Origin of the sequence: Enterococcus sp. DIV0800 (assembly GCF_050559735.1) — a bacterium.
Taxonomy (GTDB): Bacteria; Bacillota; Bacilli; order Lactobacillales; family Enterococcaceae; genus Enterococcus_A; species Enterococcus_A devriesei.
Genome location: NZ_CP187898.1, coordinates 353,873 through 375,992, shown reverse-complemented (window position 1 = coordinate 375,992; position 22,120 = coordinate 353,873). Strand labels below are relative to the sequence as shown.

Sequence of the window (22,120 nt, the reverse complement as noted above, 5' to 3'; positions counted from 1 at the left end):
TTATTCACTTTTTAGTAATAGACTTCATCAAGAAAAAGTCCTTGTGCGGGGGCCGTCTCTCCCGCTGCTTTTCTAACTTTCTCCGTCAAGACTTCATCAATAACCTCAAGCCCCAAATCACCTGAACCGATGGCTAAGATCATTCCCATCAAGATTCGCACCATTTTATGCAAAAAACCATCCGCAATAAACGTGAAATGCAGCATGCTGCCTTCTTGCTCAATCGCAATCTCATCAATCGTCCGAGTCGTTGATTTTTTAGATTTTTTCAAAGCCGAAAAACCTAGAAAATCGTGAGTCCCAATTAATTTTTCACAGGCTTCCTGCATTTTCGCAAGATCTAATTCCTGTGGTACATAAAAACTGTGGTAGCGTTCAAAGGCAGTTGGGATGGGATCATTCCAGACATAGTAGCTGTACTGTTTGCCTTTAACATTGTAGCGTGCATGGAAACGCTCCGGCATTTCTTCGACTTTTTTCACCACGATGTCACTTGGCAAATAACGATTGAAAAAGCTTAGCATTTCAGGTCGAGATAACTCCGTGTTGGTTTTAAAATTTGCCACTTGTCCACGAGCATGGGTCCCCGCATCCGTCCTGCCTGATCCGGTGATTTCAATTTTTTCTCCGGTCATCTGGTTGATGACACTTTCAATTTTGCCTTGGATCGTTTTATCTGAGTCTCCTAGCCGTTGCCAGCCAAGATATCTTTTCCCATCATATTCGATCGTTAATTTTATATTTCGCATGAATAAGGCTCCTCTTACTTTCGATTATTCTCCAGTAGTCTAACACAAAACGAACACTTTTACTGATGAAAACAAAAAGTCATTGTTCCTCCCAGCTTGTGTCAAATGAAACTATGCTTGAAGATTTGAGATTACTAATTTTAACCCACAAAAAAAAGCGGTTGGGACAGAAGTGTTCAGCTTCAAAAAATTTCCGCTTATTTTTCGAATAAGCTACTTCTGTCGCACCGTTTATACGTGAATAAGAGCTGAAACAAATTAATGTCCCAGCTCCAAAAGATTCACTATTTTAGTCAGTCATTGTTCAGTTGCTTTAATTGGTCGATCCGGCTTTGCAGATCATCATAGACACCCGTGATTTCTTTTCTTGTTTGCGTGATTTCAACTGAAATTTCTCGTGCGCGAGTATGAATTTGTTGCGCCTCCTTTTCAGATGATTGCATGATCCGCTGAGAATCATAGCGAGCTTTTCCGATCATGCGGTCCGCCTGTTTACGGGTGGACCTCAACACGTCGGCGACCTCTTTTTGGGACCGAAGTGCCTCCTGCTTCAAGCGTTCATTTTCTTTCTTTTCACTTGTCACATGATGACGCAGCTCAGTCACCGCAGCTTCTTTTACCAGCGCCTGTCTGCTGCTTTGCTCATGCAGCAATTCTCTGATTCGCTGTTCTTTTTTCCAAAGAATCAGTTCCTGCTGCTCGATCTGCTCTTCCTTTTTATCCAAATCAGCAATCAATGAAGCCACTTGCTTTTCTAACTGATTAATTTTGTTATACCGCCAAAGCTCTCGGTTCTTTTGCTGTGCGATTGCTTCTTGGCATTTCTGCTGCAGCATTTGGATTTCTTTTTCCAGAGCTGGCAGCTGTTGTTTCGCCTGTTGCAATTTTCTAGTTTCTGCCCTAGCGTGTACTAATTTTGATCTGAGTTGCTCCAGCTCTTCTCTTTTTTGCAGTGTCTCCGTGTCTTCTTTAATTTGTTTTATTTCCATTTCCAACGTGTGCATCTTCTCAATGTTTTTAGCTTTCTCCGCTTCCCAACGTTGGATCGCCTGTTTATAATTTTCGTTTTCATTTTCAAGCCGCTGTCTTTTTACCGCCATCTCCTGAGGATACTGCTGCAGCGCTGCTTCTTTTTCAGTCAGAATCTGTTTTAATTCCATAATTTCCTCTGATTGCTTCGAAGCGATCTTATCCGCTAATTGAGCAATCTTCGCTTCAGACTCTCTAGTAATTTTTTCATCAGGAATTGCGTTAATCTTATCCATGATGGTTCGGTTTGAAAACCATCTACTCTTTTTCTCTTGTGCGCACATGCGAATCCCTCTTTCTTTGGTCGTATTTTCGGATCAATGAAAATTTTTCCCTACTCTTTATGAACGACTTGGTTTACTCGCAAAAAAATAGGGTCTGCATGCTTTAAAGGCATTGTTAAGCTATCTTGGCAAAACTTCAAGCAAGTTGGAGTACTGATGCTTATGTATTTTTTTCAATCCATGAGAAACATGGTATCAATCGCTTTTTTCGCTAATTCTATTATAAGCGGAAGTGGCTGTCTATGACTATGAAATCCCAGAGATTTCTCTTTTTTTTCAAAAAATGGTCATTTTTTGTCCGGAAATTTTTTTAGGAGATTAAAAATAAGCAGCTCAAAAATTAACCAAAAAGCCAAAGCACTTTTATTTAAGTGTTTTGGCTTTGTTCAAATATTTCTAATTAATTACATGGCTTGCATACTCAAGACTATTTACATATGCTCGCTTAATTCGACTTAATGCTTCTAGTAATAATTCTCTCGGCATACCAATGCTTAACCGTACAAATCCTTCACCATCTTGTACAAAATAGCTGCCAACAACCATTGTTAGGTTGGCCCGTTGGAAAAATTCAGTCATTTCAGTTTCGTCTTTAAACCAATTTTGTACATTGATCCAAGCTAAGAATGAAGACTCCGCGGGCATGACTTTCGCTTCCGGAATCTCTGCGAAGAACTCATAGATTAGCTGCATATTCGCTTCTACGTAATCGATCATCTCATCTAACCACGCTTCACTCTCATTATAAGCAGCTACAATCGCTGGTACCGCAAAGACGTGAGGCGAAGTAATCGAATTTCGCTTCAATTGTTCTAGCAGTATTTCTCTGATCGTAGGATTGGGAACTACGACATAAGAAGTCTTCAATCCCCCTAAATTGAAACCTTTATTGGGTGATAGACAAAGAACACTATGTTGTTTAATCTCAGGATGCGCATTCCAAATTGAAGTGAAAGTCCGTCCTTTATAAACGATGTCCCGATGGATTTCATCACAGACTAACAAGACATTGTAGCGAATACATAGTTCAGATAGTTGATAAAGCTCTTCTTTGGTCCAAATGCGACCGGAAGGATTTTGTGGACTACAGAAAATAAAGACTTTAATATCATTCTCCCTCATCTGCTGTTCCATATCTTCAAAATTAAGATAATAGCGATTATCGCGATTAATCAATGAGCTACAAAATAATTTTCGATCGTTATTCTCTACCGCTTCAGCAAATGGATCATAAGCTGGTGTATTAATTAAGACACCTTCGCCTATCTCTGTAAAAGCTTGTATAACATAATGCAACGTTGAAACTGTCCCAAAAGTCATCTTGATCCATTCTTTTTCCATGTAGGTATCATACCGTCGCTGATTCCAATCAATTACCGCTTCATAAAAATAATCCGGTACATAAGAATAGCTATAATCCCCAATGCTGGCTCTTTTCATTAAAGCCTTTTGAATCGCCGGTGCTACTTCAAAGTCGATATCAGCTAAGTCCATCGGAATAGCATCCTCATTTAATCCAAATTTTTCTTTAAGAACCTGATTACTCCATTTACGCGCATTTCCTTGCTTGCGATCAATGACTTTGTCCAAATTATACATAATATTCACCTACAACTAGTAATTCCTTCGTCGTTTGATTCAAAGGGACCCCAATTTTATTTTCGATCATCACGTCATCTTCAATCCGTACACCACCGACGCCGGGTAAATAAATACCCGGCTCGACACTCATTACCATATTTTCCTTTAATAGTGTTTCGCTTTTAGGATTTAAGATTGGTCCATCACCGCCCATACCGATACCATGACCCAAGCCATGACTAAAAAACTCACCATAGCCTGCTTCTGTGATCACTTTTCGTGCGACAGCATCCACTTCTTGACCCGTCACACCGATTTTAACAAAATCAGCCGCCGCTTGTTGCGCTTCCTTCACGACTTGATAGATTTCTCTCAATTCTTGATTTGGTTCCCCTAAAGCAACAGTTCGCGTCATATCTGATTGATAATCATCTAAAACAATCCCAAAATCAATCGTGATAAAATCACCTGATTGAAAAGCTCGTTGGGTCGGGCGTCCATGTGGCAATGCGCTACGAGGACCACTGGCAACAATCGGATCAAAAGCCATAGCTGAAGCCCCTTTTTTTAAGGAAAGATAATGGATCAATGCCCCCAGCTCGTTCTCTTTCATTCCAATTTTAATTTTCGGTAATAGTTCTGCAAAGATTTCATCAGTCATAGCACAAGCCTTTTTAATCAATTGAATTTCTTTGTTAGATTTGATTGCTCGCAATTGCTGAATCTGTTTGGACCAAATTGTTACTTCAAAATTTTCTGAAAATGCTTGATATTCTTGTATCGACAAACCATTTGGTTCAATGGCTACTTTCGTAATCTTTTGCTTTTTCAACCATTCAAAAATTTTTGGTAAATAACTTCCTTGCGGGACTTCGCTATTTTCAAAACCACTCGTTAAGTCTTTGATTTCTTGCCGGTAACGTCCATCGAAAAATTGAATTTGTGTCGTTGGAGTGACCACTAGATAGATACCACTCCCACCTAAGGAGCCAAAATACTTTTTATTCTCCTTATTCTTAATGATAACGGCTTCATTATTCGATTCTTTCACAAGCTGTTGTAACTTTTCAATTCTCATTTATTAAGCCTCAATTCTAGAAATCTAAATCCAAACCATCCAAAATATCTGTTTCACCTGGGTCAAAAATATTTTTCTTTTCTTTTTTCTTCGCTTCATCCTTCAACTCATTGCGTTCCATAATTTTGAAGAAAGGTACATAGATAGCCACCGCAAGAACTAATTGCAAAGCATTCACTAGAATTGTTCGCCAATCGCCATTCGTTAAAAAGCCTTCCAAGAAAACGCCTACGTATGGTGGATCAAAAATTGGTTTGTTGATCAATCCCCAGTGCATGAAAAACATTGGTAAGGTTCCGATAATCGCTCCGCCGAAAACATGCGGGATAAACATTAGTGGATTCAAGATAATTGGTGCACCAAACAAAATTGGTTCATTGATTCCAAACAACGCTGGAAAAAGTGAAACTTTTCCGATTTGACGATAACGTTTTGATTTTGAAATCAAACAAGCAACGACACAGCCGATTGAAATCCCACAGCCAGTAAATCCGAAGAAAGCACTTGATGCTCCCGCCGTATAGAAATGAGGAATTGGTTGGCCAGCCTGAAAAGCTGAAATATTCTCTGCAATAAATGCAACCATAATTGGACGAGTAATTGGACTGAAAACAGATGAATGAATTCCAAAAAAGAAAATCAAACAAATGCAGAAATTCAAAGCCAATACCGACCATGGATTATCCATCGAACCAACGAGTGGTGCCAAGAAACGCGTTAAGATCGTTGGAGGTAATTCTCCAGAAGTTTGCATCAAAGCAAAACGTCCGATTATAAAGGTTCCACCAACAATTAATGTTACAGGAATAAGCTCAAATGATTTTGAAACAAAATCCGGAACTCCTTCAGGCATTCGAATTGTCAGATTGTGTTTTTTACAAAGATGATATAATTCTACTGTCAGTAATGCCACAAACATCGAAGTGAATAGTCCTTTAGCCCCTAAATTAGTGATATCTAACATCCCATTTTTATCAAAAGTAGCAGTCATAAATAGAAAGCCAAAAAGTGATAACGTTACTGCACCGGGAATATACAACTTGTAATGATTTCCTAAATTATAGGAAATGGCTGCACAGGCATATAGGCCGATTAATCCAGTTGACAATGTTACTGGTAGATTGAATAATTCCGCATTGCTAAGTATAAACTGACTGAAGCTATTGGTTTCACCTAGCATATTGGGAAGAGCTGGCAAAATAGCAAAGAAACTTCCTAAAATAGTGAAAGGGGTCATTGCAACCATCCCAGCCTTGATCGCACTTAAATGTCGTTGATTATCGACTTTGTGCGCTAGAGGGACGAAGAATCGGTTCATAAAAGCCTCAAATTTTGCAAACATAAGATTTCCTCTTTCTTTTCGTTTTATTAGACTGCTTGTTTCGCCAACTGATGTTTCTTATAGGTAACCAGAGCAAGCTTCATTACTGTGGCACCATCCATTTGCCCATAAATATCTTTATCGATGACCGCGTAAGGAATGTCTCTTGGTTCAGTGATTGACTGAATAAAATCGATTTTATGAGTGATTTGCGGTCCAATTAAAACAATATCCCAACCATCAATTTGACTTTCAATTGAATCTGCCGGTATCGCAGTGAAATCAAAATCCTCATCCTTTAATTTGGCGCTTTGTTGAACCACCTTGCGCATATTTTGCATTAACATATTCGTAGAAAATCCTCCAGCACAACATAATAAAATTTTCATATCTCATTCTCCTCTATCTTTTTTATTGTAAGACGGTAATTAATGTTTCGATTAAATCACGAGCTAGCTGACTTGTCATATAATGATCTTGCGCATGAACCATCAATAAGCCAACATTTGATGATTCAATATCTTCATTCAATTCGCGACTGATCAAATCAGTTTGAATATTATGGGCTTCTAGATCTAAGTTGCGTGATTCAGCAATCAAGCCTTTTGCCAAGTCAAAATCTTTGGTCTTTACGCACTTCAACGCTTCAAAAGCTTTGGCTTTACTTTCCCCTGCTATTGAGATAAGCTGTACGATTTCTTGTTCTTCTTTTGTCATTATGTGTCGTCTCCTTTAAATAAAATCTACCATGCGATGGTAAGTATCTTCCGTAAAATTTTTTATTAACCCTAAAAACAACTCAATCATCTGCTGAATGTCTTGCTGATTCACAATGGAGTACGCACAATGACCATATCGAACAGGTAGGATCGTAACTACTGTTGGCTTGCCTTCATTGACTTTATGCGCCTCGCCACCATCAGTCCCACCGGAATTAAACATATCCAGCTGCAATGAAATATTTTGTTGCTTCGCTGTCTCTTTCACATAGTGAATCATTTCTAAATTGGGGGCTAACGTCCGATCAAAATGAGTCAAGATGGGGCCTTTGCCAATTTGACGTTGATTGGTATGATCACGAACAAATTCACTACTAAACGTCGCGACATCGATAACAAAAACAATATCCGGATTTATCAACTGAACAGCTGTCTTCGCTCCTCGAATCCCAACCTCCTCACTACTTGTATTCGCAAAGTGAATCGTTAATGGCAGTTCTTCTTGGGCTAACGTTTTCATTAGTTCTCCCATCACAAAGCAAGCAAGCCGATCATCTAATGCTTTTCCAGCATATATATCTCTAGTATCGAATTTTTCGAACTCTGTCGCGTAACAAGCCATGTTTCCAACTTCAATACCTAACTCTGCTACTTCTTCAGCTGTTGTAGCACCAATATCACAGTAAAGATTCTTCGTTACACCATCATGATATTCGCCATTAACCACACCGCTGATTTTCCGACCGTCAAATGTCGTAATACGGATTTTTTGCAAGTGTTGGGCAATCGGTTTTACGCCTCCCACTACCATTAAATGAATCAGTCCTAAACTACTGATGCTTCGTACCATGAAACCTACTTCATCCATATGTCCGCAGATCATAATACTTTTGGGACTCTTTCCGGGTTTCGTAAAGATCAAACTACCTAACCCATCGGTTCTTTTTTCATAGGGTAACTCCTCTAGTTCCGTTAAAATTGCTTGACGGACCTCTTTCTCATTACTGGCAATTCCGTCAGCATTGGAAAGATTCCTCAAAAATTCAATGTTCAATTAAATTCCTTCTTCCTAAAACTCGTTTTAATGTATAGTAAAATTCATGATAATCTTTACTCTCGACTAGTGTTTTAATAGCTGCTGGATGATTCATCAGCTTACTCAGTTCTTTCGAAATGATTTGATGGACATCTAATTGTTCCGCTTTTAGTGAAACCATAAAAATAATTTTAGGGGATCGCTCTGTCCCGCTCGTTCCTTCTGGTAATAAGCACACAGCGAGTCGATTCTCTTTACCTGACATAATCAACGGGTGAGGAATGGCGATTCCATTTTGATAAATGGTGGATAAGTAATTTTCCCGTTCCATCAACGAATCTTTATATCCTGCAAAGGCAACTTGTTCTTCGACTTGATCAGCCAGATCCACTAAAATATCAGAATATGCTCGGTGTGTTTCGATCTGGAACAACGACTGAGAAAATAATTCAAAAAAGGATCGTTCAATCGAAAAATTTTCATCGCTTTTCAATAAGCTGAGATTTTCACTGACTTCTAAATAGTCCAATTCACTTTGTACTTCACTCATTAAAATCACTGGACAATCAATGGCAAGCGTTAATTCAATGATTGAAAAAATCAAATCAGGATAGTAGTCTTGAATTTTTTCTATTTCAAACATTGAAAAAGTCTGGATTTTCGCTCTTGGAAAAATTCGTCGTAATTTCATCTCCACCAGATACGCCATTCCACCACCCGATGAACAAACAACCGCAATCCGATAAATATTCTCAATCAGACTTTGCTGCCATTTATGGTAAGGCACTGTCATGTGGGTCGCTAAATATCCAATTTCATCTGAAGCGATCGTTAACTGGAATTCTTCTTCCAGCCACTTGGCGAACAGTACAGCAAAGTTGAATATTACCGGGTATTCTTTGCTAATATGTTCCAAATAAGGGTTCTTAAAATTTACTTCTTTACGAGATCGCTCAATCAACGCTGCAACATGCAAATAAACTAAATCTAGAAATTCTTGATCACTTGAAAAAAATGTTTTTTGTTCTTCGTCCATCTGTTTAAAAAAGCCGGTAATTTCTTCTTTTAAAAGCTGTTTATTACTTGAAATTTCTAATTTTTTAGTCTTTGCTAAAAGGCTGGACTCAAAATATTTATGAATCGCTTCATCTGTCGGTGACACTATTGACGTTCCTTGCAAAATCGTTGTTAAATGGGAGTCTGAAATAATTTCTTTAGGAGTATTTGTTTTAATCAGCAATAATAGAAATAACTCCTCTTCTAATCGTCGAAACTCCACATAATCAATTTCCCAGTTCTTTTGATTAATTAATTGATAAAGATTATCCTTTAGCAACTTTTGTGTTGATGAACCAAATCTTACTTCTATTTTTTTCAAGAGCTTATTGTTTCCTCGCTGATACAAATCCACCAACAATAGGAGACGATTTTTTAACGTACTGACGATTCTAATGCCATAATGAGCCTTGCGCTCTAATACCATAGAGCTACCTTTTAAATACAATGCTACCTTCGATAAGTCTTTTTTTATTTGACTGCTGCTGACTAATAACTCATCACCTAGTTCTTGTACTGTCTGATATTCTTCATTGATTAACAGCAAACTTAGCAAAGACTCCACACGGTCTTTTTGCATCTCAATCGTTGTATTAGAAAATTGATCGAGATACGTCAAAAACTTTTTTTCATCTGAGATATTTAAGTGATAACCTAGCCTAGGTGACTTATCGATCACGAATCCTTGCTTAATTTCTGATAACTCACGTAAATCATTACGAATAGTTCTAGAAGAAACCCCGATGATTTTTGCTAACTGATCGACTTTTAAATAATCTTTCTCTTTTAAAGCTTCCAGTATTTGTATTTCCCTCATCTTCACCTCTCCTTTTGCAAACGCAATCATTTACACGCTTAGTATAAGAAAACCCTTTCAATTAGAAAAGTTGAATTTTTTCCACTCACTTGTGCAAAGTGTGTCTGGATTAACGTCTGAATTTTCTAACTAGTAAAATAATTCTTTCTATTTTGCTAAAAGCGTATCAACTCTACAGCAAGCTCACAATAGAAAAATTTAGTTAATGTCCTTCGCTGATAACATACTTATTTATAAAACATCAAGTTGAAATATATTTCTCATTTTATCGATAGTTCGAAACGAAAACATGTCGATTTTGTATCATGAAATTATTACAGGAGCACCCACAGAATCGTAGTTCCAAACACAAAAACCCCCAACCATCTTATTGATGATCGGGGGTTTCGGTCTTACTATCTTTTATTATGCTTTGGGGAAGCGAGCTAGTTTGGCATAGCCGGCTAGTTCTTCTTCGATACGTAAGAATTGGTTGTATTTTTCAACCCGTTCGCTGCGGGCCATGGAACCCGTCTTGATTTGTCCGGCATTCATCGCTACGGCGAAGTCCGCGATGAATGTATCGCCTGTTTCACCCGAACGGTGAGAAATCATGGTTGTATAACCGTTGGCACGAGCCATTTTTATTGTTTCGATCGATTCAGAAACCGTACCGATTTGGTTTAGTTTGATCAAGATTGAGTTGGCCACTTTTTTCTCGATACCTTCAGCGAAGATTGCTGGGTTTGTAACGAAAATATCATCGCCGACTAGTTGAATTTCTTTACCCATTGTTTCCGTCATTTTCTTGAAGCCGTCCCAGTCATGTTCTGAGAAACCATCTTCGATTGAGATGATTGCTGGGTATTTTTTCACTAGCTCTTGATAATAGGTCAACATTTCGTCAGAAGACATTTCTTTGCCTTCAAAAGTATATTTCTTAGTTTCATCGCTGTAAAATTCACTTGATGCTGGGTCTAATGCGATGGCAATTTCTTCACCAGGTACATAGCCGGCTTCTTTGATGGCACGATACAGCATTTCGATTGCTGCTTCGGTGCTAGCTAATTTAGGCGCAAAGCCGCCTTCATCACCAACCGCTGTTTCGTAGCCTTCTTTGCCAAGCACACCTTTTAGCGTGTGGTAAGTGTTGGCGATTTTTTCAACACCATCACGGAAGCTTTCACGCTTCACTGGTGTAATTAAGAATTCTTGTACGTCAATCCCTGAATCGGCATGAACTCCGCCGTTAATCACGTTGAAGAATGGTTGTGGCAATTCAAGATCGACACCGCCAAGATAACGATACAATGGCACACCTTGACTTTGTGCGGCAGCCCGAGCAACGGCCATAGAAACACCTAAGATCGCATTGGCACCAAGACGACCTTTGTTTGGTGTACCGTCTAAGTCAATCATAACTTGATCGATTTTTGCTTGATCGAAAGGTACTAAACCTTTTAATGCGTCATTGATTTCAGTATTGACGTTTTCAACGGCTTTACGAACACCTTTGCCCATTAAACGATCGCCGCCATCTCGTAATTCCACGGCTTCGCGATCGCCTGTTGAGGCCCCACTTGGAACCTCTGCGCGACCTAATGTGCCGTCGGATAAAATCACATCTGCTTCAACTGTAGGGTTTCCACGGGAATCAAAGATTTCTCTTGCTTTTACTGTTTCAATTACTACTGTCATGTCTATTTCCTCCTCAAATATAAATACAAAAAAGCCTGTTACAAGTTGAGTACTTCTAAATACACCTTGAGCCTCTCAGCCAAAGTGTTAAAAGTATTGAACTTATAACAGGCGCCATCAGCTGAATAATTCAGCAGTCAGGAGGGAGCACCATCCCTCTTACAAGTAAACGATAGCACGTTGTTTTTTTTCTGACAAATAAAAAGACTTTTCAATTTTTTCATTTGCTAGCGATTCGAATTTCCTGAATCAATGAAAAAAGCAAATCTCTCAAAAGGAAAGATTTGCTTTTACTAACTTTATTTTCCAATTACTAAGCGTCTCGTGTAAACCGCTTGACCAGAATGCATAGCAGCATCATCAATCGCTGAGACGATTCGAGCTTGACGAGTAACCGGTGGTGTCCAATTGGTATCGATCACGTCATCAAGACTGCTTTCATCCAGTTTATCCAAGTACTCCTTAGTAAACTTAATACTGTCTGCTAGATAATCTAAAACTAATTGCCGATCCGTTACTACGACTTTTGCCGCTTCTTCCGGCGAATGACGATAATCTTCGGTATCATCTGGTAAGTCCAACGCAAATTTTTCTGTCCAGCCAGCACTTGTCCAAAGTGCCTCGGTCCCATTTAAAGCTGAAATCTGCAGATCCAATTCGCGAGCAGTATGCCACATTAGCCACGTCACTGATTTAATCAATGGTGCCGGCATCTTGTTAGCCTCTTCTGTGGTCATTTGTTCAAAAGTATCTTCAAAACGTTCCTGTGCGCGATCCAAAATCTCCATTGCCAATTGCGTACTTTTCATCGTAATAGCCTCCTAGTTCATCTGAATTCGTTCTTCTTCAACTGTACTACGGAGCTTTATTAAGGGCAACTATTCGACTTATTCGGCTGTCGAATACAAATACGCCAGATCGCTTGCGACTTGCTGCGCTTCTGATGAATCAGCAAATTGAAACGTCAATCTCTGATTTGAAAGAGTCACAACTAGTTGATTATTTTCTTGTTGCAACTTGAACGCTTCTTTCGAAAAGAATGTATGCTGAAACTGATTCAAATCTAAATTAGGCTGAATCACCAACATGCCTGCATCATAAAATACCACTGGCACCTCATCAACGGTTTCCAACAAAGTAAAGTTCATTAATTCTTCTTCCGAAAGCTGCTGGTCAATATACGCTTGCAAAATCAAAAATTGCTGCGACTGATTAAAAACTTGTTTGAATTCATTCATCCGCCTACTCCTCGATCAAAATTGCTGGAATACCAAAGCCAGCTAAAATCCGTGCAGACGTATAGGTATTTAACCCTTTTCTAAAGGTGATATAAACCTTACGATCTTTCGGGATTTCGTTGATCCGATCACGCAGCTCGTTCATAGGAATATTTTTAGTTGCTTCAATCGAGCCGGATGGGGATTTATTAGGTTCACGAATATCTAAGAAAAAGGCGCTAGCTAAATCTTCAGCTGGAATATCTTCCGCTTTGATTGTTTCCACCACGTTGGTCATTTGATTGATTGCCACATAGCCGGCAATGTTCAATGGATCTCTCGTGGTTGAATACGGTGGTGAATAAGGTAATTCTAAATCAGGCAGATCAAATACGGTTAGATTGCCAGTGATGGCTACGGACAGTTCCCCCATTCGTTTGTCGACACCTTGTTCTCCGACGGCTTGTCCACCTAAGATTTTACCGCTATCCGCGTCGAAAATAATTTTAAGATTCAAACGGGTCGCTCCTGGGTAAAAGTAGGCATGATCAAAGGGGGTCACAAAAACAGATTTGTAATTCGTGATGCCCGCCGCTTTCAAGGCATGCTCGGTCATTCCAGCATAACTAGCGGTGTAATCAAAAATTTTCGCTACACCGGCCCCGATATACCCCCGATAGCGCATCGGTGTACCATTAACCATATCAGCTAACATGTGACCTTGACGATTGGCGGCACTGGATAACATACTTGAAGTTGCTAGCCCGGTCACTACGCTGGTGGTTTTAATAATATCGCCAATGGCATAGATGTCGGCTACGTTTGTTTCTAATTGATCGTTGACGATGATTTGTCCGTCCTCGGATAATTCGATACCGGCCGTTTTAGCGACTTCATTATTTGGCGCCACCCCAGTCGCAAAGAGAATCAATTCGGGATTAAGTCTCGTTCCATCGGATAACAGAACCTCTTGTCCAGCTTGACGAATTTCTTCTACTCGTGTGTTTAAATGAACATGTAAGTCATTTTCAAGCAATTTAGCATAGATCAAATCCGCGATCTCTTCATCATAAGGAAACGCGACTTGCGGCAATTGATCCACTAGAGTTACGTCCATTCCGCGATGTTTAAAGTTTTCTGCTAATTCAAGACCCATCACGCCGGCTCCTAAAACTAAAACACTCTTAGGATCGTGTTCATCAAGATAGGTTTTGATCTCTGCGGCATCTGTCACGCTACGTAAGACAAAGCCATTTTCCGCTTCTGCGGCCCCTTTGATTGGCGGTAAAGTTGGACGAGCTCCTGCTGAAATAATTAATTTGTCATAATTGGTCGCAATCGTTTCGCCAGTCGCCAAATCTTTGACGACTAATTGTTTATTTTCTGGATCAATCGTCTGAACTTCATGCTTCGTAAAAACATCAATATTGTTCTTTACCTTTAATATTTCTGGCGTCCGTTCGATCAAGGAATCCAAATCCTCAATTACACCACCTAAATAATAAGGCAGTGCGCAGCTTGCGTAAGAAATATTTTCTCCTCGTTCATAAATCACGATTTCGTGTTCTTCATTCAAACGACGTAAGCGGGTAGCAAACGAAGGGCCACCTGCAACCCCACCTATTACTACAAATTTCATGGTTCCATCTCCTCTATTTAAAAAATAAGTTTTAGCTTTAAACGTATGCCCGCTAACGAGAGAAAGTTCCTTAAAATACGCTTCCACTATAGCTTGGCATCTCTAATTCCGATAGTACAATGTTTTCAACGAACCGGCAAAGAATTGTTCTCGTAAAGAAAAAAATTAGTTCCTGAAAATGGCTACCTCAATGAGACGGGTAGAATAAGCTTTTACATTAGGAAAGACTTTCGTCAACTCCCTCAGCTTTTTGCCAGTTTTTCTGCTCGCTTTATTGAGATTAGAAAAATGATTCCCTCATAGGCGTCAGCTGAGCAATAAGACCAAATGATTTCTAAATTGCCTCCCAAATTTCGAAATCGTTTTGCTTATTGCCGATAAAACTAGTTCGTGAAGCCGGACATGTGAATATACCTGTTGTAAAGCAATTTATTCATGTGAAAATTTTATACTTTCTTTCAAGCGTATAAAAAAGAGGTGGGACAAAATTTTTGTCCCACCTCCTTCTTCCGAATAAACGGCGTTCCAGTCACAGCCGCTCATTTCTTAATCATTTATTTCCCACTGCCAACTGTTTTTCTAGTATCCTGCACGCCTCGCCAACATACTCTGAACAAGGGCGTTTGCCAATGATTTCTTTACAATAAAGTGAACCACAGGCTTGCTGGAAGTCTTGGTTGAGTCTGTCTATTATTTTTTCGGTCGCAGCTCCCACACATTCGGCTGGGTCGTTGGTCTTTGGGGTGCCTTTTAACTGATTGGTTACGATATAACAGCCCGCTAACGCGCCGCACAACCCTTGGTAACGGCCGCCGCCATAACTTGCGCCTAGTTCAATCGCTGTTCTTTCATCGATCTTCAACTCAGCACGATAAGCTAAAACTATTGCTTGACAACAATTGTATCCTGCTTGAAAAGATGCGATTGCTTGCTGTTGTCGCTCCATGATCATTCCTCTCTTCCTCCTCAGAACCAATTTCTGATTCCTTGAATCAACGATTCTTTATCCTACTATTGTACTTCTTTGACTGTTAGACCGGCTTCTTGGATAAAGGCTGACGGTTCGGTTTTTTTCTCGTTAACAGCTTTGGGGAAAGTCACATACAATCTTTCCTTCGCTCGCGTGATAGCGACATACATCAGTCGTCGCTGTTCTTCCATCGTCGTCGGTGGTGCGCCTTGCTCAACGGCCGCCTGCAAATCACAGTCTGCTTTTTCAACCGTATGATAATTTGGCAAAGCGTCCTCGTAAACACCTTTGATAAAGATATTCTTTTTTCCTAGTCCTTTGCTGGCATGAATAGACAATAAATAGACGGCGTTTAGTTGCTGTTGATCGTATTCTTTTAAGCGTTGCTTCATTCCTTGATTTTGCTTCTGAGCTTCTTCAAAGCTTGCCATTAAACCGGGCCAATCCTTGGCTTCCGTTAATTCCTTTGCCAGCCAATCAGCTTCTTCCATACTTAGTTCCTTTTTAAATTTAGGGGTCGCTAGGATAGCTTCCACAAAAGGCGCCAGTTGCAGCTGCTGGCTTTGATAAAAAGTGTAGATTTGTTTGAAGAATTCTTTTGTCTTCGTTTGCGCTGATCGATCAAGCTGCTTTTCAGCTACTAAGAAAGTAACTAGATCATTGATTTTGAATTTGTTTTGGGTGAAAAGTTCCGCCAAGAAAGCCGCGCTAGTGCCGAACTTTATGTAGTGATAAAAGGCGTATTGTTGAATGATCTTTTTTAAAGCATCATTTTTTTCTTTACTATTTGTTGCGCCCGCGATTTTTTGTAATTGTTCAAATAAATGTTTAAACAAAGGCAGCCCGAAGATTCCTAAAAGATCATCATTGGATTGTGTGACAAAGGGAACTTTTTGTTCAGCTAATTCTTTTAATAAAGACCTTAGCTGCACCCGCGTTGGATACAAAACGAGCGTGTCGGTATAATCGGGTTTTCCGTCCTTTTTCGGCGTTTGAGTCGCCAGCATTTGAATTTCTTTACCGATCCAAGCAGCTTCTGCTTCATCATCAGGAAAACTCAAAGCGGAGATTTCGTGAACGGCTGGCTTGATGGCGGTCATGGTTTTAGCCAATCGATCATGGGCGTTATGTTGAATCAACCGATTTCCCGCCTCAACGATCGGTGTTTCTGAACGATAATTCGTCATGAGTGTCAACGAAGTCTGGTTGTATTCTTGGTCAAAGTCTATGATATAGCGCGGTTCTGCCCCTCGAAAATAATAAATACTTTGATCATCATCTCCTACGATGATCAGTTTGCCGGAAGACAGGTTCTGACTCTGCTTATCTGGTGGACAGATCAAGGCGACGATTTGCTTTTGCAGCGGATTGATATCTTGAAACTCATCAATAAAAATGTAGCGGTATTTTTGCTGCAAGCTTGCTCGTGCAGTGCGATCATTTTCTAAAATCAATTTTAAATTATAGAGCATGTCATCAAAGGTAATAAATTGCTGACTCTTTTTAATCACGGCTAGCTCTGCTAAAAATTGCTGAAAGATCTGGCTTAGCGTTTGATTAGGCAAGAGATCTTTTCCATCAAAGTAAGTAGCAACAAAACCGATCATCGCTTGATCTGAATAGCCCATATTGCGCCAATAGCTGATTCGCGACAAGAGACTGCGATCCTCGTATTTATCAAAGTTATATAAACGATACTTCTTAATTAGTTGATTGACTGTTTGCCCATAAAGCTCTTCATCGATCGCTCCTTCAATTCCCCACTGCTTGAGTGCTGGATTGTGCCGGATCAATTCTTGATATTCTCGATTGAACCAACCATGAAAGGTTTGGACTTGGAGCCGGCCGTAACCTCCTAGATAATGGTTTACTCGTTCCTCCATTTCCAATTTGGCTTTGCGGGAAAAGGTACACATCATGATCGTTTTGGGGTCGACCTTTTTTTCTAAGACTAAATATGCCGCCTTCCCGCAAATCGTTTGGGTCTTGCCGCTGCCAGCACCAGCAATAATCCGCAGATGGGTCCCCATCGGAAAACGGATCGCCGCTAATTGCTCCGGACTGAACTCTGCCCCATTATTTTGCGCCAGCAAGTGCTGCAATGTGGCTTGATCATTGAAAACCTCTGTTTCCAACCGCTCCTTATCTTTTGAAAAATTAAGCATGAAAAAGAATCCTCTCTACAATAAAACATCCTTGTCTATTATAGCGGAATCGTGGAATTATGATAGACCTTGATCTCTTACAAAAAGAAGCGAGTAAAAGACAAACCATTTTTACTGTCTTTTATTCGCGTCAATAGTATTTTTCCGATAATTTAAAGGCGTGGTCCCAGTAATTTTTTTAAAACTACGGACAAAATAACTGGGCTCTACAAATCCTAATTCATCACTGATCTCGGTAATTGACCAATCGGTGGTCTCTAATAATTGCTCGGCCCAATACACTTTCAATTTTCCATAGATTTTGCTAAAAGGTTCACCAAATTCTTCTTTAAGTAAGCGGCTCAAATGACTCGGGGATAGATTAGTCACCGAAGCTAGTGTCGGCAGATCAACGTGACTGCCCTTATTTTCAAACACTAAATCGATTGCCGGCTGCAGTAGACGATTTGTCGCCTGATACACCCCATCTTCTGTTTGTAGTCGACTTTCCAATAACGATTGTTGAATATCCTTTTGCACAAACGCCAGATCCAAACCTTCTTCTAACGGTTTTTCATGTTGCGACAAGCGCAGCGTTTGTTTGTAAGCCTTAATTAAATAATCTTTTTTGATTGCTTCACTAATGATATATTCACTGAGCTTTTCTAACATCTCGGCCGATTGATTCAGGTCCTCTCGATTAAATCGCGGATATCGGGCAATCAAGTCTTGGTGTTCCTGCTTAAAATCAGTCACAAGCTGTTGATCTCCCAGCTGCAATACTTGCTCCAAGTCATTCTGTTCTTCCGTCAGCAAAATTTCTCCCGCCATAATCGCGCCCGCGTAGTGACCGTCAACTATAATCGGGATCGCCATGTCAACAATATCAAAATGACAGCGATAAATGAAGGGCTGGCCCGTTCGTACTGCTTCCAGCCCACCTCGTGAATCACATTTTTCACAATACGCCGAAAGCTTCGGATGATTACGAGCCAACTGACAAAAAGGCTGGACTTGGCTATGCTTTGTAATCGGCCGACCACGATAATCTACTAAAATAATTGCTAAGTGCGTCGCGATAGCGATACTTTCTTGCAACTTTTCCCATTTCGTTAAGTCCAGTACTTGTTCAATATCAAATTGTGTTCCCTTCATACGATCACCTCATAGCGACATTATAGAACCTTTTTTGTAACAAAATAGTTCTATTTAGCAAAATAATTCAATTGTTTTTCATAAGAAAACGGTAACATTCTTCAATGATTCTTTTATGATAACGCTTTATGATAACACTGTAAATAAAAACAAGGAGGATTCATTTTATGAGAAAAGCACTGATTTTACCAACAAAATATGTTCAAGGCGAAGATGAATTATTAAATTTAGGGTATTTCGTTACCACCTTCGGCAAGTCTGCCTTATTGATTGCCAATCCAGATGACGTTGAGCGGGTACGTCCACAATTGGATGCGACCGCAAAGAAATTTGATATCACTTTTTATGAAGGCGGATTCAACGGAGAAGTTACTCGTGAAGAAACAAAACGATTGCAAGCAGTGGCAGAAAAATATCAAACCGACTGCATTATCGGACTCGGTGGCGGGAAAGCCATTGATGCATCAAAAGTGGTCGCTGAAGGTGAACATTTGATTATTGTTCCAACAATCGCTGCGCAAGATGCGCCAACCTCTCACTCTGCCGTACTTTACCACGCAGATGGCTCTTTTGATGATTATGCTTATTTCAAACAAAGCCCTAGCGTTGTCCTAGTCGACACAAAGGTCGTCGCAAAAGCACCCACTCGTTTCTTAGTTGCCGGCATGGGTGATGCTTTATCCACTTACTTTGAAGCCCGGGCCACTCATAATTCTTACTCACGGGTCAACGCTAGTTTACCAATGGGATCTCGTGAAGGATTGACTCCTCCTGCCAGTGGGACTTATGCCGCACTTGCTATGGCAAAATTATGTTGGGAAAATCTTCAAGAAGATGGGCTACACGCAAAGATTGCTTGTGATGCCAACTTACCAACTGAAGCATTGAATAAGATCGTTGAAACAAATATCTTATTGTCTGGTTTAGGTTTTGAAAGCGGCGGCTTAGCAGCAGCTCACGCGATCCACAATGGGATGACGGTTCTAGCGGGCACACATCACTATCTACATGGTGAAAAAGTTGCCTTCGCTACTTTAGCACAATTGGTTTTAGAAGATGCTGAAACAGAAGAAATCAACGCAGTAATGGATTTCATGGCTTCAATCGGATTGCCACTTACATTGGCTGACCTTGGTGTTGAATCAATCAGCTTTGAAGAAGCACTTGAAGTTGCCAAAATCGCTTCTATTCCTGAAGAATCGATTCACTCAATGCCATTCCCAATCGTGGAAGAAGAAGTTGCCAATGCCATTATCGTCGCCGATCGGATCGGTCAAGCTTACAAAGACGCGCATCAATAATCGACAGTCGTGTTACTAGCTTGCCTCAGCGAGTTAGTAACACGTTATGCGTTATAGCTTTTTAGTAGGATGATATACGGCTTGAATATCAGTTTTATTTTTCTGGAAGAAAAATAAATACATTAAATTGAAAAAGGATGTCAGTCCTACTTTTTGCAGTTTATACGAAGCGGAGTCCGAAAAAGTTCGACTAGAACTAAAAAAGTAAGAGCTAGTAGGATGATATACGGCTTGAAATTCTGACTTATTTTTCTGGAAGAAAAATAAATACATTAAATTGAAAAAGGAGTTTTTCCATGAAAAAGGCAATTCTATTAGTCTCACATAGTCAAAAAATCACTGACGGTATCAAAGAAATGATTGAGCAAATGGCTCAAAGTGATTCACTGGAAATTTATTCATTAGGCGGTACTTCAGAGGGTGAGCTTGGCAGTGACCCAACGAAAATTGTTGATGTTGTCAACGAAGCCGATTCCGTTGAAGCGTTTCTCGTTTTTGCCGATCTCGGCAGTGCCGTTTTAAGTGCGGAATTAGCCTTTGATATGTTAGAAGAAACACAGCAGTCCAAATACATTTTAGTTGATGCGCCGTTAGTTGAGGGAGCTTTCGCAGCAGGAATCACCGCTAGCGTTTCCGATGATCTCTCTCACATTATCGCTGAAGCAAAGAATGCACCCGGAAAGGGATGGGAATAAGATGAAAAAAATAATCAATGAACCAAAAGATATTATTGAAGAAATGTTGTCTGGCATCGTCGAAAGCTATCCAAGCCTCGTTCATCGAGTGGCAGATTCTCGTGTTATCGCAAAGAATTCAAGTTTAGCACAAGTCGGTTTAGTTTCTGGCGGCGGCAGCGGCCATGAACCAGCCCATGCAGGCTTTGTCGGCGACGGCATGTTGAGCGCCGCGGTTTTAGGGGATGTTTTTACTTCACCGACTCCCGATCAAATTGAAATAGCGATTGAAGAAGCCAATCAAGGCCAAGGCGTTCTATTGATTGTCAAAAATTACACGGGCGATATTTTAAATTTTGAAATGGCTAAGGATTTGGCGGAAATGAATGAGATTGCTACGGAGATCGTTGTCGTTGACGATGATATCGCGGTAGAAGACAGCACCTATACCGCTGGCAAACGCGGCGTGGCTGGGACGATCCTCGTTCATAAGATCTTAGGAAATGCCGCTAAGCACGGTGCCAGCTTGACTGAATTAAAAACTTTAGGTGAGCGAGTCGTGGCAGCAACAAAAACAATCGGGGTTGCTTTGAAAGCTGCAACAGTCCCTGAAGTGGGTAAGCCCGGCTTTTCATTAGCCGAAGATGAAATTGAATTTGGTGTAGGTATTCACGGCGAGCCTGGCTATCGTAAAGAGCAATTGCAGCCGTCGAAAGCTTTGGCCCAAGAAATGGTTACTAAGCTATTGGCTTCCTATGAAGAAAAACCGCAAACGATCGGCGTATTAGTCAACGGCATGGGTGGAACACCTTTGATGGAGCAATTTGTCTTTATTAATGATGTCTTGCATCTATTAGCTGAAGAAAATATTTCCGTCAGCTTCCATAAGGTCGGAAATTATATGACCTCCATCGACATGCAAGGCTTGTCTTTAACATTCATTGACTTAGCCGATCAAACTTGGCAACACGCCTTGACCCGCTATGTTTCAACTATCTCTTGGTAAACAATCGCAAGGAGGAAAAATAAATGAAGGTCACAACAAATGACATCCAAGCGTGGTTGCAGGATTTCGCAGCTACTATTGAAAAAAATAAAGATTATCTAAGTGAATTAGATACGCCGATTGGTGACGGTGATCATGGCAACAATATGCATCGGGGAATGACCGAATATTTAGTTGTCTCTATAGGAAATGAGCCAAGCTCTATCGCTAATAGCTTTAAAGTCTTAGCGATGGCACTGATCTCAAAAGTTGGCGGCGCGTCAGGGCCTTTATACGGCTCCGCCTTTATGAACATGGCGAAAGCTGCTAAAGATCTTCCTGAAATTACTACTACTGAAGAATTAATTTCGATACTAACGGCTGGTTTCGATGGCATCAAAAATCGTGGAAAAGCGGAACTAGGCGATAAAACAATGTTAGACGTCTGGGGACCTAGCATCACTCTTTTAAAAGAAGGACGTTTCTCCAGCCAAGAAATTGAGCAACTGAAAGAACAAACCAAAGACTTACAAGCTAAAAAAGGGCGCGCCTCTTATTTAGGTGAACGCTCCATCGGACACATTGATCCAGGGGCCGCTTCCAGCGCCCTATTATTCCAAACGTTACTACCTTATTTGAATTAATCAGCCAAGTGTACCTCGACCGAAACCTTCGAGGTACACTTGTT

20 protein-coding genes and 1 riboswitch are annotated in these 22,120 nt (G+C 40.3%); of the genes, 4 read left to right on the top strand and 16 right to left on the bottom strand.

What is annotated here, in order from left to right; genetic code table 11:
• Positions 1-11 precede the first annotated feature (11 nt).
• The 16 genes from truA to IGI54_RS01645 form a co-directional block, all read right to left on the bottom strand.
• A complete protein-coding gene (gene truA, locus IGI54_RS01720) occupies positions 12-749 on the bottom strand; it encodes a tRNA pseudouridine(38-40) synthase TruA (protein WP_430620992.1) in 738 nt (245 codons plus the stop codon).
• A gap of 293 nt (positions 750-1,042) precedes the next feature.
• Positions 1,043-2,014, bottom strand: a complete 972-nt coding sequence (locus IGI54_RS01715; protein WP_430620991.1) for a hypothetical protein — start codon at positions 2,012-2,014, stop codon at positions 1,043-1,045.
• A gap of 444 nt (positions 2,015-2,458) precedes the next feature.
• Positions 2,459-3,661: a MalY/PatB family protein gene (locus IGI54_RS01710; RefSeq protein ID WP_430620990.1), complete on the bottom strand. Its 1,203-nt coding sequence runs from the start codon at positions 3,659-3,661 to the stop codon at positions 2,459-2,461.
• On the bottom strand, positions 3,654-4,721 hold the full coding sequence (locus tag IGI54_RS01705) for an aminopeptidase P family protein (protein WP_430620989.1): 1,068 nt from the start codon (positions 4,719-4,721) through the stop codon (positions 3,654-3,656). The genes IGI54_RS01710 and IGI54_RS01705 overlap by 8 nt, the downstream gene beginning before the upstream one ends.
• A 16-nt stretch (positions 4,722-4,737) precedes the next feature.
• Entirely contained in the window at positions 4,738-6,063 is a 1,326-nt protein-coding gene (locus IGI54_RS01700) for a PTS sugar transporter subunit IIC (protein ID WP_071861572.1), read from the bottom strand.
• Positions 6,064-6,089: 26 nt separating this feature from the next.
• Positions 6,090-6,431, bottom strand: a complete 342-nt coding sequence (locus tag IGI54_RS01695; protein ID WP_071861573.1) for a PTS sugar transporter subunit IIB — start codon at positions 6,429-6,431, stop codon at positions 6,090-6,092.
• Between the two features lie 22 nt (positions 6,432-6,453).
• Entirely contained in the window at positions 6,454-6,762 is a 309-nt protein-coding gene (locus tag IGI54_RS01690) for a PTS lactose/cellobiose transporter subunit IIA (protein WP_211272374.1), read from the bottom strand.
• A gap of 12 nt (positions 6,763-6,774) precedes the next feature.
• Positions 6,775-7,815: an aminopeptidase gene (ypdE, locus tag IGI54_RS01685; RefSeq protein ID WP_430620988.1), complete on the bottom strand. Its 1,041-nt coding sequence runs from the start codon at positions 7,813-7,815 to the stop codon at positions 6,775-6,777.
• On the bottom strand, positions 7,805-9,670 hold the full coding sequence (locus IGI54_RS01680; RefSeq protein WP_430620987.1) for a BglG family transcription antiterminator: 1,866 nt from the start codon (positions 9,668-9,670) through the stop codon (positions 7,805-7,807). The genes ypdE and IGI54_RS01680 overlap by 11 nt, the downstream gene beginning before the upstream one ends.
• Before the next feature lie 405 nt (positions 9,671-10,075).
• Complete coding sequence (eno, locus tag IGI54_RS01675; RefSeq protein ID WP_071861577.1) at positions 10,076-11,347, bottom strand: phosphopyruvate hydratase; 1,272 nt, start codon at positions 11,345-11,347, stop codon at positions 10,076-10,078.
• A 101-nt stretch (positions 11,348-11,448) separates the two neighbouring features.
• A riboswitch (Fluoride riboswitch) is annotated at positions 11,449-11,514 on the bottom strand.
• A 132-nt stretch (positions 11,515-11,646) separates the two neighbouring features.
• Positions 11,647-12,156 carry a DinB family protein gene (locus IGI54_RS01670; RefSeq protein ID WP_430620986.1) on the bottom strand — a complete coding sequence of 170 codons (510 nt, stop codon included), beginning with the start codon at positions 12,154-12,156 and terminating at the stop codon, positions 11,647-11,649.
• Between the two features lie 78 nt (positions 12,157-12,234).
• Positions 12,235-12,585: a hypothetical protein gene (locus IGI54_RS01665; RefSeq protein ID WP_071861581.1), complete on the bottom strand. Its 351-nt coding sequence runs from the start codon at positions 12,583-12,585 to the stop codon at positions 12,235-12,237.
• Positions 12,586-12,589: 4 nt separating this feature from the next.
• A complete protein-coding gene (locus IGI54_RS01660; protein WP_430620985.1) occupies positions 12,590-14,203 on the bottom strand; it encodes an FAD-dependent oxidoreductase in 1,614 nt (537 codons plus the stop codon).
• Positions 14,204-14,753: 550 nt separating this feature from the next.
• Positions 14,754-15,155, bottom strand: a complete 402-nt coding sequence (locus IGI54_RS01655; RefSeq protein WP_430620984.1) for a C-GCAxxG-C-C family protein — start codon at positions 15,153-15,155, stop codon at positions 14,754-14,756.
• 59 nt (positions 15,156-15,214) lie between these two features.
• Positions 15,215-17,338 (bottom strand): ATP-dependent helicase, encoded by a 2,124-nt coding sequence (locus IGI54_RS01650; protein ID WP_430620983.1) that lies wholly within the window; start codon positions 17,336-17,338, stop codon positions 15,215-15,217.
• Between the two features lie 111 nt (positions 17,339-17,449).
• Complete coding sequence (locus IGI54_RS01645) at positions 17,450-18,472, bottom strand: PocR ligand-binding domain-containing protein (RefSeq protein WP_430620982.1); 1,023 nt, start codon at positions 18,470-18,472, stop codon at positions 17,450-17,452.
• A gap of 167 nt (positions 18,473-18,639) precedes the next feature.
• Here IGI54_RS01645 and IGI54_RS01640 point away from each other — a divergent pair, with 167 nt between their 5' ends.
• From IGI54_RS01640 to dhaL, 4 genes are all read left to right on the top strand, one after another.
• The gene (locus IGI54_RS01640; RefSeq protein ID WP_071861585.1) at positions 18,640-19,773 is read left to right on the top strand and encodes a glycerol dehydrogenase; all 1,134 of its coding nucleotides are present in this window, start codon (positions 18,640-18,642) and stop codon (positions 19,771-19,773) included.
• A gap of 296 nt (positions 19,774-20,069) precedes the next feature.
• Positions 20,070-20,468: a dihydroxyacetone kinase phosphoryl donor subunit DhaM gene (gene dhaM / locus IGI54_RS01635; protein WP_216430801.1), complete on the top strand. Its 399-nt coding sequence runs from the start codon at positions 20,070-20,072 to the stop codon at positions 20,466-20,468.
• A gap of 1 nt (position 20,469) precedes the next feature.
• Complete coding sequence (dhaK, locus tag IGI54_RS01630; RefSeq protein ID WP_313630714.1) at positions 20,470-21,453, top strand: dihydroxyacetone kinase subunit DhaK; 984 nt, start codon at positions 20,470-20,472, stop codon at positions 21,451-21,453.
• Positions 21,454-21,476: 23 nt separating this feature from the next.
• Positions 21,477-22,076 carry a dihydroxyacetone kinase subunit DhaL gene (gene dhaL / locus IGI54_RS01625; protein ID WP_430620981.1) on the top strand — a complete coding sequence of 200 codons (600 nt, stop codon included), beginning with the start codon at positions 21,477-21,479 and terminating at the stop codon, positions 22,074-22,076.
• The last annotated feature ends 44 nt before the right edge of the window (positions 22,077-22,120 follow it).